The sequence below is a fragment of the Sandaracinobacteroides hominis genome (genome assembly GCF_016464365.1).
GTDB classification, from domain to species: Bacteria; Pseudomonadota; Alphaproteobacteria; order Sphingomonadales; family Sphingomonadaceae; genus Sandaracinobacteroides; species Sandaracinobacteroides hominis.
Map to the genome: position 1 here is coordinate 838,940 of NZ_JADCUC010000001.1, position 21,557 is coordinate 860,496.

General features: G+C 64.6%; 20 protein-coding genes. 5 read left to right on the forward strand and 15 right to left on the reverse strand.

What is annotated here, in order from left to right; genetic code table 11:
* Positions 1–63 precede the first annotated feature (63 nt).
* The 12 genes from IM784_RS04240 to IM784_RS04295 all read right to left on the reverse strand — a co-directional run bounded on the left by IM784_RS04240 (position 64) and on the right by IM784_RS04295 (position 13,191).
* The gene (locus IM784_RS04240; RefSeq protein ID WP_199553998.1) at positions 64–1,365 is read right to left on the reverse strand and encodes a hypothetical protein; all 1,302 of its coding nucleotides are present in this window, start codon (positions 1,363–1,365) and stop codon (positions 64–66) included.
* Positions 1,366–1,461: 96 nt separating this feature from the next.
* Positions 1,462–2,154: a phosphate signaling complex protein PhoU gene (gene phoU / locus IM784_RS04245; protein WP_199553999.1), complete on the reverse strand. Its 693-nt coding sequence runs from the start codon at positions 2,152–2,154 to the stop codon at positions 1,462–1,464.
* Between the two features lie 34 nt (positions 2,155–2,188).
* Positions 2,189–3,010, reverse strand: coding sequence for a phosphate ABC transporter ATP-binding protein PstB (gene pstB / locus IM784_RS04250; RefSeq protein ID WP_199554000.1), 822 nt, complete (start codon positions 3,008–3,010; stop codon positions 2,189–2,191).
* Positions 3,011–3,021: 11 nt separating this feature from the next.
* Positions 3,022–3,858, reverse strand: coding sequence for a phosphate ABC transporter permease PstA (gene pstA / locus IM784_RS04255; protein WP_199554001.1), 837 nt, complete (start codon positions 3,856–3,858; stop codon positions 3,022–3,024).
* 1 nt (position 3,859) lies between these two features.
* Positions 3,860–4,837 carry a phosphate ABC transporter permease subunit PstC gene (pstC, locus tag IM784_RS04260; protein ID WP_199554002.1) on the reverse strand — a complete coding sequence of 326 codons (978 nt, stop codon included), beginning with the start codon at positions 4,835–4,837 and terminating at the stop codon, positions 3,860–3,862.
* Positions 4,838–4,910: 73 nt separating this feature from the next.
* On the reverse strand, positions 4,911–5,948 hold the full coding sequence (pstS, locus tag IM784_RS04265; protein ID WP_199554003.1) for a phosphate ABC transporter substrate-binding protein PstS: 1,038 nt from the start codon (positions 5,946–5,948) through the stop codon (positions 4,911–4,913).
* Positions 5,949–6,088: 140 nt separating this feature from the next.
* Positions 6,089–7,336 carry an ATP-binding protein gene (locus IM784_RS04270; RefSeq protein ID WP_199554004.1) on the reverse strand — a complete coding sequence of 416 codons (1,248 nt, stop codon included), beginning with the start codon at positions 7,334–7,336 and terminating at the stop codon, positions 6,089–6,091.
* A 26-nt stretch (positions 7,337–7,362) separates the two neighbouring features.
* Positions 7,363–8,175, reverse strand: coding sequence for an SDR family NAD(P)-dependent oxidoreductase (locus IM784_RS04275; protein WP_199554005.1), 813 nt, complete (start codon positions 8,173–8,175; stop codon positions 7,363–7,365).
* 4 nt (positions 8,176–8,179) lie between these two features.
* A complete protein-coding gene (locus IM784_RS04280) occupies positions 8,180–8,872 on the reverse strand; it encodes an NnrU family protein (RefSeq protein ID WP_199554006.1) in 693 nt (230 codons plus the stop codon).
* 43 nt (positions 8,873–8,915) lie between these two features.
* Positions 8,916–10,217 (reverse strand): amidohydrolase family protein, encoded by a 1,302-nt coding sequence (locus IM784_RS04285; protein WP_199554007.1) that lies wholly within the window; start codon positions 10,215–10,217, stop codon positions 8,916–8,918.
* Positions 10,214–11,614, reverse strand: coding sequence for an amidohydrolase (locus IM784_RS04290; RefSeq protein ID WP_199554008.1), 1,401 nt, complete (start codon positions 11,612–11,614; stop codon positions 10,214–10,216). The genes IM784_RS04285 and IM784_RS04290 overlap by 4 nt, the downstream gene beginning before the upstream one ends.
* The gene (locus IM784_RS04295; protein ID WP_199554009.1) at positions 11,614–13,191 is read right to left on the reverse strand and encodes a peptide MFS transporter; all 1,578 of its coding nucleotides are present in this window, start codon (positions 13,189–13,191) and stop codon (positions 11,614–11,616) included. The genes IM784_RS04290 and IM784_RS04295 overlap by 1 nt, the downstream gene beginning before the upstream one ends.
* Positions 13,192–13,419: 228 nt before the next feature.
* Between IM784_RS04295 and IM784_RS04300 the strand changes: the two genes are divergently transcribed.
* From IM784_RS04300 to IM784_RS04320, 5 genes are all read left to right on the forward strand, one after another.
* Complete coding sequence (locus IM784_RS04300; protein ID WP_199554010.1) at positions 13,420–14,283, forward strand: AAA family ATPase; 864 nt, start codon at positions 13,420–13,422, stop codon at positions 14,281–14,283.
* Between the two features lie 325 nt (positions 14,284–14,608).
* Complete coding sequence (locus IM784_RS04305; protein ID WP_199554011.1) at positions 14,609–15,679, forward strand: mechanosensitive ion channel family protein; 1,071 nt, start codon at positions 14,609–14,611, stop codon at positions 15,677–15,679.
* A gap of 279 nt (positions 15,680–15,958) precedes the next feature.
* Positions 15,959–16,498, forward strand: coding sequence for a hypothetical protein (locus tag IM784_RS04310; RefSeq protein WP_199554012.1), 540 nt, complete (start codon positions 15,959–15,961; stop codon positions 16,496–16,498).
* A gap of 187 nt (positions 16,499–16,685) precedes the next feature.
* Positions 16,686–17,273, forward strand: a complete 588-nt coding sequence (locus IM784_RS04315) for a DUF4136 domain-containing protein (protein WP_199554013.1) — start codon at positions 16,686–16,688, stop codon at positions 17,271–17,273.
* Positions 17,273–17,887 carry a DUF4136 domain-containing protein gene (locus IM784_RS04320; protein WP_199554014.1) on the forward strand — a complete coding sequence of 205 codons (615 nt, stop codon included), beginning with the start codon at positions 17,273–17,275 and terminating at the stop codon, positions 17,885–17,887. The genes IM784_RS04315 and IM784_RS04320 overlap by 1 nt, the downstream gene beginning before the upstream one ends.
* Here IM784_RS04320 and IM784_RS04325 read toward each other — a convergent pair.
* The 3 genes from IM784_RS04325 to IM784_RS04335 all read right to left on the reverse strand — a co-directional run bounded on the left by IM784_RS04325 (position 17,884) and on the right by IM784_RS04335 (position 21,524).
* Entirely contained in the window at positions 17,884–19,512 is a 1,629-nt protein-coding gene (locus tag IM784_RS04325; RefSeq protein WP_235976508.1) for a long-chain fatty acid--CoA ligase, read from the reverse strand. The genes IM784_RS04320 and IM784_RS04325 overlap by 4 nt on opposite strands.
* Before the next feature lie 333 nt (positions 19,513–19,845).
* The gene (locus IM784_RS04330) at positions 19,846–20,697 is read right to left on the reverse strand and encodes a CDP-alcohol phosphatidyltransferase family protein (RefSeq protein WP_328799436.1); all 852 of its coding nucleotides are present in this window, start codon (positions 20,695–20,697) and stop codon (positions 19,846–19,848) included.
* Entirely contained in the window at positions 20,694–21,524 is an 831-nt protein-coding gene (locus tag IM784_RS04335; RefSeq protein ID WP_199554015.1) for a phosphatidylserine decarboxylase, read from the reverse strand. Before IM784_RS04335 ends, IM784_RS04330 begins: the two co-directional genes overlap by 4 nt.
* Positions 21,525–21,557: the final 33 nt, after the last annotated feature.

Consider the following 21,557-nt stretch of genomic DNA (forward strand, 5'->3'; position numbering starts at 1 on the left):
CCGCCAGCCGGCGCCGCCGGAAGTGCACGTCCCCGGTATTCACCAGGGCCGGCTCCGAAACCCTCAGAAGCGGACCTGCCCAAACAAGCCGAACTCGTCATAGACACCATAGTCGGTGCCGCCGATCGCGCCGTTGGAGGTCGAAAGAATACCGTTCTCGGCCCGGTCCCGCTTGTAGATCAGCGCGAAGTCGACGATTTTTCCCGGGCTGTACTGCACGCCCACGTTGAAATAGCGCTCCTTGAAATCGGGCGCCGTATCCTTCTTCGGCGATACCCAGTCATAGCGACCGAACAGGCTGATCTTGTCCACCGGCGAAACCGATGCGAACACAGACCATCCATCGGACGAATCGCTCGCCGCCGTCAGCACATTGTTCCAGTCATTGGCCCGGAAATACTCGGCCCCAACCGAGAAGGGCCGGTCCATGATCTTGTTGCCATAGGCCAGCAGCGCGTTGAACCGCGTCGCCCGGTGCAGCGTTTCCACGCCCACCTTGTCGCGGCCCAGCTTGCCGGAATAGCCGCCGATCCCCGCCTGGAAACCCTTGTACTTGGCCGAAACCCGGCCTTCGAAATCCAGCGATTCACTTACCGAAGCGTCCCGATAGCCGCCGCCGTCCACCACCGAAGCCTGATAGCTGACGATGTCGCCGGCGAAGCTCCCCAGCAGGTGGATCCCCCAGTCCGCCGAGGTGCCAAAGCGGGTCCGGTCGGAAATGGTGTTCTCGTAATGCCGGTATCCGTAAACGCTCTCGGCATAGGGAATCCACGGCGTGTCCGCCGCCCCCAGCCGCAAGATCAGCGCCGGGTTGAACTTGGCCTCCACATAGGCCTTCTTCACATACAGGCCCTTGCCGACCAGGTTGGCGTTATTGTTTCCTACAATATTGTCGATGTCGGTCGTCAGGTTCACCGAAAACATGCTGTCGAACTTGTGGTCGATACCCACGTAGAAGCGCTTGATCTGGAATCCCGTCCCGCTCCCGGCCAGCTTCTTTCCATTGGATTCATTGTTGATGTTGGAAAAATTCCAGTACATCCGCCCGCTGATCTTGGTGTCGTCATACCATTGCGGCTTCGGCTTGGGCTGGGCGGCCAGCGCCGTCTGCACCTGCGCCGGCACGGCGGCCACGGCCTTTTCCTGCTCGGCAACCTTGGTTTCCACCTGCTCGGCAGAGCGCTGCACCTGCTGCTGGTTCTCGATCAGCGCCTGAACCTGCGCCTCCAGCGCCTCCACCTTCTCGCGCAGCGCCTTGATCTCGGCGCCTTCCGATTTCGATTGCGCATGGGCAGCTGTGGCAGCGCCGGGTACAACGCCTGAAAGCATCGTCGTGCAGGCAAGAATAAGGCGTAACCTGGTCATGACTAACCCTTATCGCAAGAAAGTTTCGGCCCGAACGCGCCAAACGCTGAACTATTGTTCGCTGATACCGAACAAACGTTACCGTTTAAAATACAACTATATCTCTTTGGCAGGATTTCTATCCATGGGAAAACTGCCGGAGCGGGCAAATTGCAACTGCTCGGAAATATTCGTTGCCTGATCTGCAATCCGTTCAAAATTCTTGGCAATGAACTGCAGATGCGCGGTCGCTTCGGCATGTTCCGGCTCCACTTCCGTCTTTCGCACCAGCGCGCGGAAGGTCCGGTAATATTCCGAATCAACTGCCTCGTCGCCGTGGATGACATCAGCTGCCAGATCCATGTCCCGATCCAGGAAAGCCGCCATGGCATCGCGCAACAGCGTGCGCGACATTTCCCCCAGCGGCTCCAGCTCATCCGGCGGCACCGCCTCGCCCAGCGCCACGATCAGCGCCACCCGGCGGGCGATGTTCTTGGCATAGTCGCCAACGCGCTCCAGCGCGGAAACAATCCGCAGCGCCGCCATCACGGCGTGCAGGTCGCTTGCCTGCGGTGCATGGCGCGAGAAGATCGAGGCGGCCGTCAGCTCGGCCTCGATCTGCAGCCGGTCGATCAGCGCATCGCTCGCCGCCACCGCGGTTGCCGCACTGTCGTCCATATTCGCCAGCGCCTCGATTGCAGCACTCACCTGCGCATGCGCCAGCGCCCCCATCTGCACCACCAACGAACGGAGGCGGTGCAGGTCATCGTCGAACGACGTCACGGTATGCGGCAGTTCCTGAGATGCCATTGCACCCTCCTTCCGGCAACAAGGCGGCGACGTATCAGCCGAAGCGCCCGGTCACATATTCCATGGTCTGCTGGACACTCGGGTTGGTGAAGATCTGCGCGGTCGGCCCCACTTCGATCACATTGCCCAGATACATGAACACCGTCTGGTCAGAGCAGCGCGCCGCCTGCTGCATCGAGTGCGTCACGATCAATATGGTGAAATCCGCCCGCAGCTCGGCAATCAGCTCCTCGATCTTCGCCGTCGAGATCGGGTCCAGCGCCGAAGTCGGCTCATCGAACAGCAGCACTTCCGGCTTCACGGCGATGGTCCGCGCAATGCACAGTCGCTGCTGCTGCCCGCCCGACATGCCCAGCGCCGAGCTGTGCAGGCGATCCTTCGCTTCTTCCCACAGTGCCGCCTTGCGCAGGCTCCACTCTACCCGCTCTTCCAGCTCCGCCTTCGACAGCTTCAGATGCAGCTTCAGACCATAGGCAATATTGTCGTGGATCGACATCGGGAACGGCGTCGGCTTCTGAAACACCATGCCCACACGCGCGCGCAGGTCGGTCGCGTCGATCTTCGGGTCGATCAGATTGTCACCGTCCATCAGCACTTCACCGGTGGCGCGCTGCCCCGGATACAGGCTGTACATCCGGTTGAACACGCGCAGCAGCGTCGATTTCCCGCAGCCCGAAGGTCCGATCAACGCGGTCACCCGCTTCGCCGGAAACTCCAGGTTGATGTCCTTCAGGGCGTGATTGTCGCCATAATAGAAGTTCAGGTTGCGGGTGGTCACGAACGGCGTCGTGCCGGCCAGTGTGTTCTGCCTCGTGACCACATCGGCCAGCGACGACATCCGGGGTGCTTGCGTCATGTCCATGAGTCCTACTTCTTCCGGCCGACAACAAGTTGCGCGACAATATTGATAAGGAGCACGCCCAGCGTGATCAGCAGCGCGCCGGCCCAGGCGATCTGCACCAGATCCTCATAGGGGCTCGCCGCATATTGATAGATGGCGATCGGCAGGCTCGCCATCGGCTTGCCCAGCGACGTCGACCAGTTGAGGTTGCCCAGCGACGTGAACAGCAGCGGCGCCGTCTCGCCGGCGATCCGTGCCAGCGCCAGCAGCATCCCGGTCATGATCCCGGGCAACGCCGCGCGCCAGGTGATCCGCGTCACCGTCTTGTACATCGGGGCGCCCAGCGCAGCAGACGCCTCACGCATCGGTGTCGGCACCAGCTGCAGCATGTCCTCGGTGGTGCGGATGATGATCGGGATGGCGATCACCGCCAGCGCCACACCGCCGGCAAAGCCCGAATAGGTCTTCGTCGTCGCTACCAGCAACGTATAGACGAACAGACCGACCAGGATCGAAGGCGCCGCCAGCAGCACGTCGCTGACAAAGCGGGTGGCCTCGGCCAGCTTCGAATCCCGCGCATATTCCGCCAGATAGGTGCCAGCCAGAATACCGATTGGAATGGCGATGGCCATGCCGATCGCCACCTGTATCAGGCTGCCAACAATGGCGTTGGCAAGCCCGCCATTCTCGCCCGTCGGCGCCATGGACTTGGTGATCATGTCCAGGTTGAACGCCGGCAACCCGCGCGCGATCAGGGTGTACAGGATGGACGCCAGCAGGAACAGCGCGATCGCCGCGGACAAGCCCGAAAGCAGGCCGACGATCCTGTTGATCGTCTTGCGGCGCGTGGTGGATGCAGACATCTCAGACCACCTTTTTCTGAACGAAGCGCCGCGACAGCAGCAGCACGATGAAGGAAATAATGAACAGCGTCAGGCCCAGCCCCAGCAGCGCCGACAGCTTCAGCGAACCGAACTCCGCCTCGCTGAACTCGTTGGCGATCGTGGAGGCGATCGTCGCCCCTTGCGCGAACAGGTTCGGCGACAGTCGCGTCGCGTTGCCGATCACGAAGGTCACCGCCATCGTCTCGCCCAGCGCCCGGCCCAGCCCCAGCATCACCGCGCCGATCATAGCCCGCCGGCCATAGGGGACGGCCACGTCGCGGATCACCTCGAACCGGGTTGCCCCCAGCCCATAGACCGCTTCCTTTAAAACCACCGGGGTAGCGTTCAGGATCTCCACGAACATCGCCGTGATCAGCGGCAGGATCATCACCGCCAGCACCAGCCCGGCCGTGAAGATGCTGTTGCCCGATCCATAATCAAACAGCTTGTTCAGCACCGGAACATCCACAAAGAAGTCGGCCACATCCAGGATGAAATGCTCGGCCAGCCACGGCGCCAGCACGAAAAAGCCCCACATCCCGTAGATGATCGACGGCACCGCCGCCAGCAGCTGCACCGTCATGCCGATCGGCTTGCGCAACGCATCGGGCAGGATCTCGGTCAGGAAATAGGCAACGCCGATGGACAAGGGCACCGCCACCAGCAGCGCGATCACCGACGTCACCAGCGTGCCATAGATCATGATCCCGGCGCCGAACTGCTCGTTCACCGAATCCCATTGCGGCAGCCAGAAGAACGGCAGCCCCACCGCCCGCAGCGCCGGCCAGGCACCGATGGCCAGCATCACGATAATCGCGCCCAGCATCAGCAGGACCAGAAGGCCCGTTGCCTGCACCGTGCGTGAAAACAGTCTGTCCGCCGCCAGCATGGCGCCGGGCAGATGCGCCCGCACCGGCTCAGGCCGCAAGATTGCTTTGGTCGCTACCGCTTCGGTCATATATCCCCCAACACGCTGCGGCCGGGCCCGCCCCAGGGCAAAGCCCAGGGCAGGCCCGGCCACCGAGCCGGTATTATTTCGGAAGCTTCACGCCGGAAATGCCGGCCCACTCGGCCTTCGCCTTGGCAACGGCCGCCGGCGGCAGGGCGATATAGCCCAGATCGGCCGCCGTCTTGCCGCCATTCTTCCAGCTCCAGGCAAAGAAGTTCAGCGCATTGGCGGTCCGCACCGGATCTTTCGGCTTCGCTTCCACCAGCACATAGGTGGAGCTCACGATCGGCCAGGTAGCGGCGCCCGGCAGCGCCAGCATGTTCACCACGCCGTTGTTCGCCTTCGACCAGTCCGCCTGCGAAGCGGCCGCGCTGAACGAAGCCATGCTGGGCGCCACGAACTTGCCCGAAGCGTTCGCCAGCTGCGTCATCGTCAGCCTGTTGGCAAAGGCATAGTTCGCCTCGACATAGCCGATGGCGCCGGCCGTGTTCTTCACGTTCGCGGCAACGCCTTCATTGCCCTTGCCACCCGATCCGGTCGGCCAGCTCAGCGCCTTGCCGGCGCCCAGCGTCCAGTTCGGGGCAACCTTGGTCAGGTAGCTCGAGAAGATCGCCGTCGTACCCGAAGAATCCGAACGATACACCGGGGTGATCGGCATCGGGCGAAGCGTCACGCCGGGGTTCAGCTTGGCGATCAGCGGATCGTTCCAGCGCGCGATCTTGCCCTGGAAAATGGCCGCCAGCACCGGCGGCGTCAGCCGCAGCTGATTGCTGGCAACCCCCGGAATGTTCACGATCGGCACCACAGCGCCGATAACCGTCGGGAACTGCACCAGCCCGTTGGCGGTGATGTCGGCATCCTTCATCGGATCGTCGGTCGCGCCGAAATCCACAGTGCGGCTCTTGATCTGCGATTGCCCGCCACCCGAACCGATGGACTGATAGTTCAGCGCATTGCCCGAAGCCGCCTTGTAGGCCGAACCCCACTTTGCATAGATCGGCGCCGGGAAAGACGCGCCCGCCCCGGTGATGTCGGCCGCAATGGCCGAAACCGGCGCCGCCACAAGGGCAAGGGCCGCAAACAATTGGAAGCCTGCATTCCGCGCGAGGTCCATGACCATGTCGTTCGTCCCCAGAATATCCTTCGAATCCCTAGCGATTCGACCAAGTTCCCCTCACAGAAACAGGTTGCAGTTTTGTGACCGCAGCGTGAAGCTTGGAAGCCAACCAACGGGAAATGCCCCCGCCTTGCACCGCGGCATCAATCCCGGGCGCTGTTCTCCAGCAGCGTTTCGCCCTCGGCGGGCCGCGCCACAACCTGCACCGGCAGCAGGAAGGAAACGGTCGTGCCGGCGCCCTGCCGGCTTGAAATATCCAGCCGCCCGCGATGCCGCTCCACGATGTGCTTCACGATCGCCAGGCCAAGCCCGGTTCCGCCCATCGAACGCGATCGCCCCGTATCCACCCGATAGAAGCGCTCCGTCAGCCGCGGCAGATGCTCCGGCGCAATCCCGTCGCCCTCGTCCACCACCGACACCCGCACCATCTCCTCGCGGCCGCCCGGCTCCCGCGCTGCGGAAACCAGGATCGGCGTCCCCGTCCGCCCATATTTCAGCGCGTTCGAGATCAGGTTGTGCAGCACCTGCAGGATCTGGTCGCGATCCGCCACCACCTGCGGCAGGTTCGCCTCCACTTCCAGCGTCAGCTTGCGGTCGTCCGCCTCCAGCCGCACCGCCAGCGTCTTGCCCACGTCCAGCAGTAGCGGCGGCAACTCCAGCATCGTCTGCGGCCGCACATATTTGTCCAGCTCGATGCGGCTCAGGCTCAAAAGGTCGTCGATCAACCGCGACATGCGCCCCGCCTCGCGGCTCATGATGTCCAGAAACCGCCGCCGCGCCGGCTCGTCTTCCGAAGCCGGCCCCAGCAGCGTCTCGATAAATCCGGAAATGTTCGCCAGCGGGGTCCGCAGCTCGTGGCTGGCATTCGCCACGAAATCCACCCGCATCCGCTCGGTCAGCCGCGCCTGCGTGATGTCGTTGAAGCTCAACAGCAACCGGCTTCCATCCGCCACCACGCGAATGCCAAACGCCCCGTCGCGCGATCCCAGCGTCGTCACTTCCCGAAAGGTCGGGCTCTGCCCCTGCATCCCCAGCCGCACGGCGTCCAGCACCACCGGATGCCGCACCGTCTGCCTCAGGTCCGCCCCCACGATCCTGCGCCCGAACAGCGCCATCGCCCCGTCATTCGCAGCCAGCACCCGCCAGTTCCGGGATACCAGCATCGCCGGATCGGCCAGCGCCGAAATGCCGATTCGCCCATCCTCATCAACTGCCTGCGGGATGTGGGCACGCGGCTTCAATGTCACGGCCAGATTGTACTCGGCGACAGGTGATTCGCTGGCGCGATAAACCAGAAAGATGACAATCAGGATAAACGGCAGCCACAGCAGCACCGGCAACCCGGCCTGCTCGGCCGCCACCCCCCCGGCAACGCCCAGCCCGATGGACATGCAGATCAGGGGAAGCCGCCACTCCTTCACGCCGCAGCCTGGTCCTTGAACTTCTGCACCACGGCCGACCCCATCTGCCCCATCAGATCCAGCAACGCATCCGGATCGTTCCGCTTCAGATCCAGCAGCCCCATTTCCGGCGTGCCGCCACCCACCCGGATTTCGCGCGCACCGGCGGCAATCCCCGCCAGCACCTGCGCCGCCGCTTCATCCGGCGATATCCCGGCGTCCACGTCATCGCCCTTCGCCGATCCCTTCCGGGATCCATCCGACGTCAGCGCCCGCGCCCCGATCTCGGTCTTCACAAAGCCGGGCACGATCGTCGTCACGCGAATGCCGCGCCCACCCACCTCGGTCCGCAGCGCATCGAAGAATCCCATCACCGCATGCTTCGCCGCGCAATAGCCGGTCCGCTGCGGCGAACCCACCTTGCCGGCAACACTGGCGGTCACGGCGATATGCCCGCTCCCCCGCGCCAGCATCTGCGGCAGCACCAGCTTCGTCAGGTGCACCGGCGCAAAGAAATCCACCTCCATGATCGTCCGATAGACCTCCATCACCGTGTCCTCGAACAACCCCCGCTGCGAGATTCCGGCATTGTTGATCAGGAAATCCACCGGCCCGGCATGGTCCACCACCCGCGGCAGCACCTCCTGGTCGGTCGCCTCGAACGGCAGCACCATATGGTTCGGAACCGCCGCGGCAACTTCCGCCAGCGCCTCCCGATTCCGCCCCGAAAGGATAACCGTCGCCCCCTGCGCGCCAAACGCCCGCGCCAGCCCGGCCCCAATCCCGGAGGAGGCGCCGGTGATCCACACCCGCTTGCCCGCATAGCTCATCGCATCATCTCCCCAGAAACCCCCAAGGTGGAACCACCGGCGCATTCAGCAGCATCGGATGCAGAAATGTCATCAACAAGAACAGCAGGATCCCGCCCAGCACCGGCACCAGTCCCGGCCACAGCGCACGCCACGGCTGCCGCCCGCTCAGCTGCGCCCCCAGCGGCCAGTAACTCGTCTGCGCCTCGTATATCGCCCAGCCATCCCCCAGCAGCCGCCGCTTCTTCACATCCTGATGTGCCGCCCCCGCCAGCGCCAGAAAACCGATCGCACAGGCCAGCAGCACCACCCGCAGCTCACCCGAAACCAGCGCATGCACACAGGCCCAGATGGCAAAGGCCCACATCATCGGGTGCCGGGTAATCCGCAACACGCCCGAAGGCGGCGCCCCGGTCTGCGGCACACCCGGCAAGGCCTTGTTCGCCGGCGTCAACGACCCCACCAGCAGGATCGCCGCCACCAGCATCAGCAGCGGCGCCAGATGCCAGATCCCCACCGGCGCCACCCACAGCGGCTCAGGCTCCACAGCCCCCCGCACATGGATCGCCCCAAACAGCAGCGCCAGCGCCACCACCGAATAGAGTCCCTGAAAGCCCCGCTCCCCCAGCCGCGCCACCAGACCCTCGCGGATCGGCGACGCGGCCAGCAGGATACGCGTCCCCACAAAGGCCAGCAGCAGTGTCAGGTACAGCGTCATGCCATTCCTCCCCAACCGGCCGCCCGCAACCAGCGGCATTCCCTCAGCGGCTATAGCTCTCCGGCAATTGCGTCCGGTCACGTCCCGGCAGGTATCGGCGGGCAAGCTCGGTCTGCCGGCTCTGCAGCGGCTGCGAAACGCCCAGGATGAACACCTGCTCCGCCTGCGTCGCAAGCTCCAGCGGGTCTCCCGACCACACCACCACATCGGCGCGCGCGCCCGGCCGCAGCACGCCCTGGCCCGGCAGGCCAAAGATTTCGGCGGGGTTCCGCGTGATGGTGGCAAAGGCCTGATCCCAGCTCAGTCCCACGCCACCTGCCAACCGGCCCTGTGCCACCAGGTTTCCGGCATAGTGCGTCAGGTTTCGCGGCTGGAACGACGCATCGAGATCAGGCGTGCCCAGCGCCACCTTCACGCCGGCCGCCACCATCCGCCCCACGTTCGACATGGTGGCCGAAAGATACTCGAAATTCTCCGGCCGGTTCACCATCCCCAGCGTTATCACCGGCACGCCCGCGCGGGCGATCTCGTCGGCCACCCGCCAGCCCTCGTTGGCCGACACGAGCACCAGCCTGAGCCCCGGATACATGGTCTGCAGCTTCAGCACCTGCCGAATGTCCGAAGCCCGGTCCACCCGCACCAGCAACGGCTGCGCCCCGCGCAGCGCCAGCGTCAGCGCCTCGGCATCCTCGCGCGTAACGCGCAGGTCGGGGTGCTGGTCGCGCGCGGGAAAGGCCAGCCCGTTCATCACGCGCTTGGCTTCCTCCAGGGCATTGGTGATCTCGTTCCAGGCCGCCGGGCGCGACCCGCCCGCAAGTTCCGCGCCGCGCTCGCCATAGCTCAGATACTGGAACGCCCGCGCCTTCATCGGCACGGTCGTGCCTTCGGCCAGGCTCAGCACATAGCCCTGCCCCGCAAACAGCGTCCGCCCCGGCGATGGCCCAACGATCGCCGCCGTCACGCCTTCCTGGCGTGCCACGGGAATCGACGTCTCGTCCGGGTTCAGCGCCACGTCCAGCATCAGCGCTGCCGTCCCGGGGGACTTCCGCGCCGCCTGGTCGTTGGTCGTGTCGTTGCCGGAAATCTCGGAACTGCCGAACTGGCTGATGCCGGCAATCACGCCCGGCGTCACCCACTTGCCGCTCGCGTCCACCTGCCGGTAACCGGCCGGAACCGATACGCCGGGCGCCACCGAAACGACGACACCGTCGTTCATCAGCACCGTACCCCCCTCGATGGGGGCGCCGCCGTTGGTCACCACCTTGCCGCCCGTGATGGCGATGCGCTCCTGCGACAGCGCCGGAACGGCCGCCGCCAGGAAGAGACCGAGAAGAAATATCCTCACTTGCGGTCTCCTGCGCCCGGATGCCCGATTTCGAAGTCGCTCACCGGCCTGCGTCGGGGGTCATTGCTGTCATACAACAGCGCCCCGTCGATCCACACCATCTGCGGCCGGGAATAGACGGAAAGCGGGTTGCCGTTCCACAGCACCACGTCGGCCTGCTTGCCGGGCTCCAGGCTTCCCACCTTGTCGTCGATCCCCAGCGCCTTCGCCGGATTGATCGCGATCCAGGTCCAGGCTTCCTCGTCCTTGATGTTCAGCCCCCACTTACGCCCGTCGGCCAGCGCCTTGGCGGTCTCCTGATTCAGCCGCTGGATGCCGTCGGCGTCGTCCGAATGGGTGATGGCGCAGCCCCCGGCGGCATGCACGAACGGCAGATTCTCCTCGATGCCGTCATAGCTTTCCAGCTTGAAGCCCCACCAGTCCGACCACATCGCCGCGCAGATGCCATTCTCCTTCAGAAGATCGGTGATCTTGTAGGCCTCCACCGCATGGTGGAAGGCGCTGATCCTATAGCCGAATTCATGGCTCAGCTGGATCATGTTCGCCATTTCGTCGGCGCGATAACAGTGGTTCTGCACCAGGATCTTGCCGTCCAGCACCCCCACCAGCGTCTCCATCTGCAGGTTGCGCAGCTGGGGGGTCTTCGCTGCCTTCATCTTCGCCTGATAGTCGCGCGCGTTCGCCCAGGTCTGGCGCGTCATGGCAATATTGCCCATCCGCGTGCCGGGCATCTGGCTGCGGCTGCCATACACCCGCTTCGGGTTCTCGCCACAGGCCATCTTCAGGCTCCAGGGCGCCTCGGGCATCAGCATGTCCTGCGCGGTGCGCCCATAGACATTCTTCAGTGTCGCGCCGCGCCCGCCAAACAGGTTGGCCGATCCGGGCAGCACATGCAGCACCGTCACCCCGCCGGCCAGCGCCCGCGAAAAGCCCGGGTCCTGCGGCCAGACCGAATGGATTGCCCACACCTCGGGCCGCACCGGCCCCGTCGCCTCGTTGCCGTCCGAATGCGCCGGCACGCCGGGCGACGGATAGTCCCCCAGGTGGGAGTGGATGTCGATGATGCCGGGCGTCACCCACTTGCCGGCGCCGTCGATCACCGTCGCGCCCGCCTCGTTCACGCTCTGGCCGATGCTCACCAGCTTGCCGTTCTCGAACCGCACCGCGCCATTCTCGATCCGCCCGCCCTTGCCATCATAGATGGTGACGTTGCGGATAACGGTCGGCACGCCGGGCCACACCTTGTAGGTGGATTTCAGCTCCGCCTCACCGGCCGAAGTCGCCCCCTTCAACGGCGCAGGCGGCGGCGCGGAATTCGCCCCGCTCCCGCTCCCGCTCCCGGTGGTCGCGCATCCCGCCAGCAAAAGCGCCAGCACGCCAATTCCGGCAACCCGCATCAGTTCGCCTTCCCTGCATGCGTACCGGCAGCGATCGGCTCTCCGATCTCGCCAACGCCTGCCACATCCGCATCCTGCAACGTATCCAGATGCATCAACCGCTTGATCAGCGGGCTGATCACCACCACGGCAACCCCGGCGGCAATGGCGACCCAGCCGACTGTCGTATAGACATCCAGCACCACGCTCTTGCCCACGGCTTCGCCCTCCAGCGCATGGCCGCCGGTCGCACTGGCGATCAGCCCGGCAGCAAAATTGCCGGTGGCGGATGCAAAGAACCAGGTTCCCATGATCAGGCTCGCCATATGCGCCGGCGCCAGCCGATTCATCGCCGAAAGCCCCACCGGCGAAAGGCAAAGCTCGCCCATCGTGTAAAAAAGATAGATCAGGATGATGAACATCAGGGGCGTCAGCCCGTCACCGGCAGATCCCCACACCAGCACAAGGAAGCCCAGCCCTAGCAAAACCATGCCGATGCCGAACTTTGCCGGCGCCGAAGGCTCCAGCCCCTTGCGGCCCAGCTTCGTCCACAGGATGGCGAAAACCGGCCCCAGCGTCATGATGAAGAAGGGGTTCACCGACTGGAAGATGGATGCCGGGATATTCCCCCGGTCCACATGGCGGTCGGCAAACAGGTTCAAAGAGGAACCAGCCTGCTCGAACAGCGCCCAGAACAGGATCGACCCCACGATCAGGAACATCGCTGCGAAAATCCGGTCGCGGTCCTCGGCAGGCAGCTTCACCACCGCCACATAGAGCACATAGCCCACCAGCAGCGCGCCCGAAGCCCCCAGCAGCATGCCCACAAGGCTCTGATGCTGAACCATCCACCAGCAGACGCCCACTGCGACGATGCCCGAAACATACAGCCACCACTCCAGCGGCAGCCCGGCCACCCGGCGCTTCAGGGCGGCAGCATCCGGCGCCTCGCCCCGGCCTTCCAGCCACGGCCTGCCCAGCACGAACACGATCAGCCCCAGCAGCATCCCCACGCCGGCAGCGCCGAAACCATAGGCCCAGCCATAGGTCTCGCCCAGCCAGCCGGCGGCCAGCGTACCCAGGAAGGCGCCCAGATTGATGCCCACATAGAAGATCGTATAGGCCCCGTCCCGCCGCACGTCGGTGCGCGGATACAGCTGCCCCACGATCACCGAGATATTGGCTTTCAGGAAACCCGATCCCACGATGATAAAGGCCAGCGCCAGCCAGAAGATGTTGATGGCCGGGTCGCTCTGACCGCCCCCTGTCCCTTCGAACGCCATCAGGAAATGCCCAAAGGTCAAAAGGATGGCGCCATACAGCACCGCTTTTCGCTGCCCCAGCCAGCGGTCCGCCAGATACCCGCCGATCACCGGCGCGATATAGACCAGCGCCGTATAGGCCCCATAGATGATGCTCGCCGCCCCGTCCGAAAACAGCCAGTGCTTCGTCAGGTAAAAGATCAGCAGCGCCCGCATCCCGTAATAGGAAAAGCGCTCCCACATCTCCGCGAAAAACAGCACGAACAACCCGCGCGGATGGCCCAGCCACGTGGGCCGCCCCTCCTCGCCATTCCCGGCGGCAACAGCTTTGGTCAAACCCCGAACTCCCGATATCGTTTATCGCCTGTCATCCAGGCGTCATGCGCCGTTTTGTGCGGCCCCCTGCGCCGCCACGCAAGCCCTTTGCGTCAAATGGCAGCGCCACCCCCTCCCAAAACGCATATTGGCGCCGATCGCGCCGCACGGTCACAAAGGCGCGTTGACCGCGCTGGCACAAAGGCGCGTTGACGGCGCCGGCACAAAGGCGCGTTGAAAGGATTCCATATGAACGACCGCACCCGTTTCGAGGGCACCGAGGACTATGTCGCAACCGACGACCTGAAGGTCGCCGTAAACGCCGCCGCCACGCTGCGCCGCCCGCTGCTGGTAAAGGGCGAACCCGGCACCGGCAAAACCGTCCTCGCCCACGAAATCGCCAAGGCGCTCGGCGCCCCGCTGCTCGAATGGCACATCAAGTCCACCACCAAGGCACAGCAGGGCCTCTACGAATATGACGCGGTCAACCGCCTGCGCGACAGCCAGCTCGGCGATCCCCGCGTCGCCGACATCCGCAACTATATCCGCCGCGGCAAGCTGTGGGAGGCGTTCACCGCCCCCGAGCTCCCCGTCCTCCTCATCGACGAGATCGACAAGGCCGACATCGAGTTCCCGAACGACCTCCTGCAAGAGCTCGATCGCATGGAATTCAACGTCTACGAAACCGGCGAGACGGTGAAGGCCGAGCGCCGCCCCATCGTCATCATCACCTCCAACAATGAAAAGGAGCTGCCCGACGCCTTCCTGCGCCGCTGCTTCTTCCACTACATCAAATTCCCCGACGCCGACACGATGAAGGCCATCATCGACGTCCACTTCCCCGGCATCCAGAAAAGCCTGGTCCGCGAAGCGCTCACCATCTTCTACGATATCCGCGAAGTCCCCGGCCTCAAGAAAAAGCCAAGCACCAGCGAACTGCTCGACTGGCTGAAGCTTCTCCTCCACGAAGACCTGCCGCTCGACGTCCTGCAATCGCGCGATCCGAAGAAGCTCATCCCCCCTCTCCACGGCGCGCTGCTGAAAAACGAGCAGGACGTCATGCTGTTCGAGAAACTGGCGTTCATGGCCCGCCGCGAAGGCGGCCGCAGCTAGGACGTGAACTCCTAAGGCCAGGCCTTGGCCTGCGGACTCGCCGCAGCGCCGGCCGGCTGAGCGGGCGATCTCTATCGCCCGCCAGTCCGACGAGTCCGGCTTTGCCGGACTTCTTCCTTCCCTTTGTCACCGACCCGATCGCACCTGGCGGCTCAGCCGCCGGCCGGACTTGGCGGCTCAGCCGCCGGCCGATCCCTCCGCCCACACCTATCTTGCCCCAAACCCACCCCAGCCCTAACCTCCGGCGCCAACCCGAAATGGACGGGCGCAAAGAGGACAGGCGCATGGCCACTGCCAAGACCCCGCCGCAAACCACGAACCGCTGATGGCAATCCCCGGCATCCCCGCCGCGCCCAACGGCGAAGGCCTGAAGGCCGTCCACGCCATTTTCAGCGCCTACACCTGGCAGGAAATGGGCATCCGCCTCTTCTGGGCGCTCGTCATCCTCGCCGGCACCTTCATCCTCGTGAAGATCTTCCAGGTCTCCTTCGAACACGCCCGCAAGCGCTTCAGAAACGGCGCCCAGTTCATCTACATCGTCGAAAAGCTCGGCTCCTACACCCTCATCCTGGCCGGCATCCTCGCCGCCATCAGCTCGCTAGGCGTCAGCCTGGGTTCCCTCACCATCTTCGCCGGCGCCATCGGCGTCGGCCTCGGCCTTGGCCTGCAGGGCATCGTCAAGGAATTCGTCGCCGGCATCGTCCTCATCTTCGACAGCAGCATCGAAGTCGGCGACTTCATCGAACTGGAGGACGGCATCCGCGGCGAAGTCATGGAAATCGGCCCCCGCGCCACCCGCATCCGCTCCAACGATGACCTGCACATCATCATCCCCAACTTCACCGTCATGCAAAGCCGCGTCCGCAACTGGACCTACAACGACGGCTCCCGCCGCCTGCACATCCCCTTCTCCGTCGCCGAGGAAAGCGATCCGGCAAAGGTGCGCGACATCGTCCTCGAAGCCGCCCGCAAGCTGCCGATGACCATGCCGGACGACCAGCTGCACAAGACCCAGGTCTGGCTCACCAGCTTCGCCGGCAGCGGCCTCGATTTCGATCTCGTCGTCTGGCCCACCCGCGAATCCTCCCGCCACCCCCGCACCGTCCATGCCGCCTACACCTGGGCCATCTACGAGGCGCTCCGCGCCGCCGGAATCCAGAACGCCAACGATCAGGTCGACATCAACATGACCAGCCTGTTCGGGCGAACGGGCGAGGAAGCGGTGGGCGCCATCCGCGAGCGGGACAAACCCCGCCGTGCGAAGCTGCCTGCGCAGACGGAGGCGGCACCGAACGACGCCGTGGAAGCGATGCGGATGGACGCGACGCGACAGGCCGGATTGCGTGAGGATGGGGTGAGGGATGGCGGGCGTGAGGGGGGGCGGCGGCGGGGTTAGCAATCGGGCCCCTCGCGCCGGTTCCAACCAACTGAGTCATATATTCAACATCGCCCCTATGGTGCCCACGCCCCCAACAGAAACTACGTCGCCCCAGCGAAGGCTGGGGCCCATCGCGCCGCTCGTGCAGGTGTTTCCGGCAAATGTGCCCAAATCCCCACCCGGCCGAGCCTGCGGCGAGTCTCGCTGTTTTCGCTGCGCGAACATGCCAGCCGCCTTCGGGCTGTCCTACAACTAACCAAATAGGTTAAATGCGCCGCTCCAAACAGGAGCAAACCCATGACCATCGAACCCGAAGAAGATTTCACCCCCACCCGCAACATCCATGCCGGGTGGACAGTCGAGCGCCAGCGGCTCTTCATCCAGGTCCTCGGCGCCACCGGCTCCGTCACCCAGGCCGCCCGTGCCGTCGGCAAGAGCCGGCGTTCGGCCTATCTGCTCCGCTCCCAGCCTGCCGGAGACGGCTTTGCCCGGGCCTGGGATATCGCCTTGCGCCATTCAGCCGGAGCCATCATGGCCATGATCCTCGATCGCGCCATCAACGGCTCCGTTCGCACCTATTGGAAGGACGGCGAATGCATCGGCAAGCAGGTCGTCCCGTCCGACAAGCTGCTGCTGTTCGTCGCCAACCGTCTCGTCCCGGAACCGATCCTGCGCATCGTGCCCGACGCCATCGAGCTCATAGAAGCCACCGGAAAATTTCAGGACGAGCCCGGCTTCGAAGATGTGGGCGATGTCCCGATACCCGGCCTGAACGCCGCCATCGCCCGGTTCCAGCCGCGTTTCACCGATCACGCCGAGCTCGGAATCCCGTCGTGAACCCCGTCTCGGCCCTGCCTCGTGCGCGCGCACACACGAGTCGGCGTATAGTTTGGGAAGTTTCGCCTGTTGAAACACCGGCAGCAAAGTCCGACAGCGGGCCATTCCGTCGCACAACCACTGGCGCAATCTGCTGCTCGCGCGTAAGAAACGGGCTGATAAGGGCAATCATAACAGGAGCAGGTACGTGAAATCAGGGATCGTCAGTTCAAAAATTGTCGCTGCCACCGCCATTACGCTGGCGCTGGCACTGGGCGCCTGCAACCGCGGCCCCACGGCCGAAGTCGCGCGTTTCCACACCAACCAGCCGATCAACCGCGGCACGCTGTTCATCCAGCCCGCCGATCCCGCCACTGCCAACAGCCTCGAATTCCGCACCCATGCGGAATCGGTCGCCGTCGAAATGCGCCGCCTCGGCTTCCAGACCGTGCCGGACGCCGGGCAGGCCCAGTATCTCGCCGTACTTGATATCGCGCAGACGGATGGCACCACCACCACCCGCCCCGGCACCACGGTCGGCGCGCCCATCGGCCCCGTCGTCGTCGCCACCCCGGTCGGCCGCGGCCCGCGCAACAGCACGGAACGCACCACCACGGTCGCCGTGGTGATCCAGCGCTCCGCCGACAGCCAGAAGGTCTGGGAAGGCCGCGCATCGAAGACGGCGAACGCCGGCTCGCAGGAAGCCACCCTCACCTGGGCAGTCCCGGCGCTCGCCGGCGCCCTCTTCCGCGACTTCCCGGGCAAGCCCGGCGTCACGCAGACGGTGCGTCTGTAATGCGGTTCGCCCCGGCTGAGCGGCTGGCGCGGGCATCCGCCCGGGCTATCGTTCTGGCGGCGGGCCTTGCGCTCGCCGCCTGCAGCACCACGCCCACGGCGTCGGTGCTGCGGTTCCACAATCAGCCGATCAGCCGGGGCACCGTCTACATCCAGCCCGCCAACCCGCAGATGGCCGGCAGTCTGGAATTCCGGGCGCAGGCCAATGCGGTCGGCGCCGAGCTGCAGCGCAACGGCTTCACCGTCGTGCAAAGCCCGCCCGCCCAGTTCAACGCCATCGTCAATGTGCAGACGTCCGAGCGGATGACGGCAGGCCGCCAGTCCGGCGTCTCCATCGGCGTCGGCGGCGGCTTCTCCAGCGGCAATGTCGGCATGGGCACCAGTGTGCAGGTGCCGGTGGGAGGGCAGTCCCGCCCCAATGTCGCCACCACCACGACGCTGTCGGTTTCCATCGTCCAGTCCGGCACCAACACCGCCGTCTGGGAAGGCCGCTCCTCCCTCGACACAGAGGCCGGCGGCCAGAGCGGCACCGCTCTTACCCCGATCCTCGCCTCCACGATGTTCCAGGGCTTCCCCGGACCGTCGGGCCAGACGGTCCAGGTACCGATCCGCTAGGCAGCCAGCTTGTAACCGGAAAACTGCTCGCGAAGCGCCGTTTTCTGGATCTTCCCCGTGGCCGTATGCGGGATGCTGTCCACAAACTCGACGGCATCCGGCATCCACCACTTGGCAATCTTGCCCTCCAGATATTTCAGGATCTCGGCCCCCGAAACCGCCGCCCCTTCCTTGCGGATGATGATCAGCAAGGGCCGCTCATCCCACTTCGGATGCGCTACCCCGATAACCGCCGCCTCGGCCACCCCGGGGCAACCAATCGCCAGATTCTCGATCTCGATCGATGAAATCCACTCTCCACCGGATTTGATGACATCCTTCGACCGATCGGTGATCTGCATGTACCCGGCCGGATCGATCGTCGCCACATCTCCGGTATCGAACCAGCCGTCCGCATCCAGGATCTGCCCACCATCCCCCTTGAAATAGCTCGCCACAATCCACGGCCCGCGAACCAGCAACCGCCCGAACGCCACCCCATCCCTGGGCAATTCCCGCCCTTCGTCATCGACCAGTTTCAGCTCAACCCCAAAGATCGCCCTGCCCTGCTTGCACTTGAGGTCAATCTGCTTCGCCCTCGGCAACTCTGCAGCTTCGGCCGAAAGCGACCCCAAGGTTCCCAGCGGAGTCATCTCCGTCATGCCCCAGGCGTGGCAGACATCGACGCCATACTTCTCCTCAAACGCCTCGATCATCGCCCTCGGAGCCGCCGACCCGCCGATAACAACCCGCTTCAGAGCGCCAAGATCGCCCGAAGTCGCCTCCAGATGCTGCAGCATCCCCAGCCAGACCGTCGGCACCGCCAGCGTCAGCGTCACGTTTTCCTTGCGGATCATGTTCGCAATCGTCGGCGGATCGAAGTTGGGCCCGCACAGCACCAGCTTCGCCCCGGCCGCCGCCGCGGCATAGGGCACCCCCCAGGCATTGGCATGGTACATCGGCACCACCGGCAGCACGACCGACTGCGAGCGGATATCCAGCACATCGCCCATGTTCGCAGCCATGGCGTGCAGCACATTCGCCCGGTGCGAATATTGCACGCCCTTCGGATTCCCGGTCGTCCCCGACGTGTAGCAAAGTCCGGAAGGCGCGGTTTCCTCCACCACCGTCCATGGCGCGTCCGCATCCTCGCCGGCCAGCAATTCCTCGTAGCAGAGGAAGTTCACCGAAGCTTCCTTCGGCATATGCTCCCGGCTGGTCAGGATCACGAAATGCTCGACCGTCTTCAGGCTCTGCGCCAGCTTCTCCACCAACGGCACAAAGGTCGGGTCCAGGAACAGCACCCTGTCCTCGGCATGGTTGGCGATATAGGCGATCTGCTCCGGGAACAGGCGCGGGTTCACAGTATGGGCGACGCCGCCCATGCCGGAAATACCATACCAGCTTTCGATGTGCCGGTGCGTGTTCCAGGCAAGCGTTGCAACGCGGTCACCTTGCCGGATGCCCATCTTGCGAAGCGCTTCGGCAACCTGTTTTGCCCGCCCCTGCACCTGCCGCCAGCTGGTCCGCACCTCCTGCCCCTCGCAGGTAAGGCTGACGATCTCGCGGCTCCCATGGTTGATCGCCGCGTGATCGATCAGTTTCCACACGTTCAGCGGCCAATCCTGCATTGTGCCGGTCTTCATCGATTTGCCTCCATCCCCAGCGATTTCGCTGCCCATCTTTCAAGACTGTAACGAAGCGCGCGGAGAGGAGAAAGAGGGGTTGACGAACTTGGAACAAAGATAGAACATTCAGCGTCCGAATCGAACGCAAGGAAACAACAGGGATGGCACCAGGTCTACTCGCCTCGCTCGCTCTTCTGGCAATGCTGGGGCTTAATCTGGCCCTGCTCGCCCGCCATGCGCCACGGCTGGCCTCGGCATTGCGGATGGCTGGGGCGCGCGGAAATATCGTGGAATTCATCCCCACGGGCGAGCCTAATGTAGTCATGCTCCGCCCTCGCCGGAACGATGCCGTCAGCCCGGCTGGCTCGGCACTTCGGCTGGCTGCATAGCCGAGGCAAGTTCCATTTCCCGCTCGGCCTTCCGAAGCCGATTGTAGCGAACGACGGCGAACGGGACCGACAGGCCATAAAGCAGGGCAAGGACGAACAGAGTCATCCACGGCGCCTGGGCCAGCGCCGCTGCAAACAGACCTACCGCTGCCAGCACGAACAACCTGGCGCTGCGGGGTATCTTCACCGCCTTGAAGCCCCAGCAGGGCAATGCGGAGACCATCAGGAAGGCCGTGATGGCAGTCACCATCAAGACGATCCCTGCCTTCAGCATCGGATCGCCATCCAGGCTGTTGCCTGGGGCATTGCTCCAGAACAGCGGCGCCAGTGCCAGCGCCGCCCCGGCGGGCGCCGGGACGCCGGTGGTGAAACCAAGCCGCTTTTTCGGCAGCTCCTCCTGATCGATGGCGATGTTGAACCGTGCCAGCCGGAGCGCGCAGCAGACCGCAAGCGACAGGCAGACGACCCAGCCTAAACGGGTCCACTCCTGCCAATGCTCGACGCCGGCATCCGCCAGGGGCTTGAATGCCCATAGATAGAGAATGAGCGCCGGAGCCACGCCAAAGGCGGTCACATCGGAAAGACTGTCCAGCTCGGCGCCGAACCGGCTGGTTCCACGCAACATGCGTGCAACCCGTCCGTCTATTCCATCCAGCAGCGCTGCAATCACGATGGCCGCAGCCGCCTTTTCAAACTCGCCGGCAATGGCAAAGCGAACGCCCGTGGCACCCGAACACAGCGCCAGCATGGTGATGGCATTCGGGATCAGCGCCCGAAGCGGAAGCGCGGAACGGGCGGCATGGCGATCGCTCACTGCAGCGGTCCCGGCCGGGCAGCGACGACGCCACGTGCAGCCAGCACGGTTTCACCGGCCACCGCCCGCTGACCCTTCACCACCTGCGGGGCGAAATCGGGTGGCAGAAACACGTCCACGCGGCTACCGAAGCGAATAAGGCCGACCCGCTGGCCGGTACCCACAACCGAACCTTCGCGGACGAACCCGATGATGCGGCGTGCGATCAGGCCGGCGATCTGGGTGAAGCCAACCTTGGTGCCATCCGCTGCCTCGATCAGGAAATATTGCCGCTCATTTTCTTCGCTCGCCTTGTCCAGATCGGCGTTCAGGAAGGCGCCAGGCACATAGGCCATGCGCGTCACCGTGCCCGGGATCGGCGCCCGGTTGATGTGGACGTCGAACACCGACATGAAGACGGAAATGCGGGTGGCGGTGCCGGGCTGCAGGGCGCCTTCCCCAACCAGCTGACGCGGAAGCTGCACGGTCATGATCTGGCTGACAAGGCCGTCGGCCGGGGAAACGATCAGATGGTCGCCCGCAGGCGTCGCCCGTTTCGGATCGCGGAAGAAGGCGAGAATGAACGCCGTCAGCGCCAGCACGATCCAGCCGAAGCTGGTCCAACCGGCCAGGAATCCGACGAGCGCGATGGCGCCGGTCACGCCAGCAAACTTGTAGCTTTCGGGGTGCACCGATGGCCATTGCCACGCAACCGGCGCTGCGCCCGCCGCATGCGGTGCAGGCGCGGGCTCCGTGGATGAAGGGAGCGCAGAGGTCTCGGAAGAGACGGCTACGGGCGGAACGCTGAACGGCTCAACGGGGATTTCGGGGGTCTTGTCGTCGGACATGCGGCGGAAACTAGGCGCAACGCAGGAATTGCG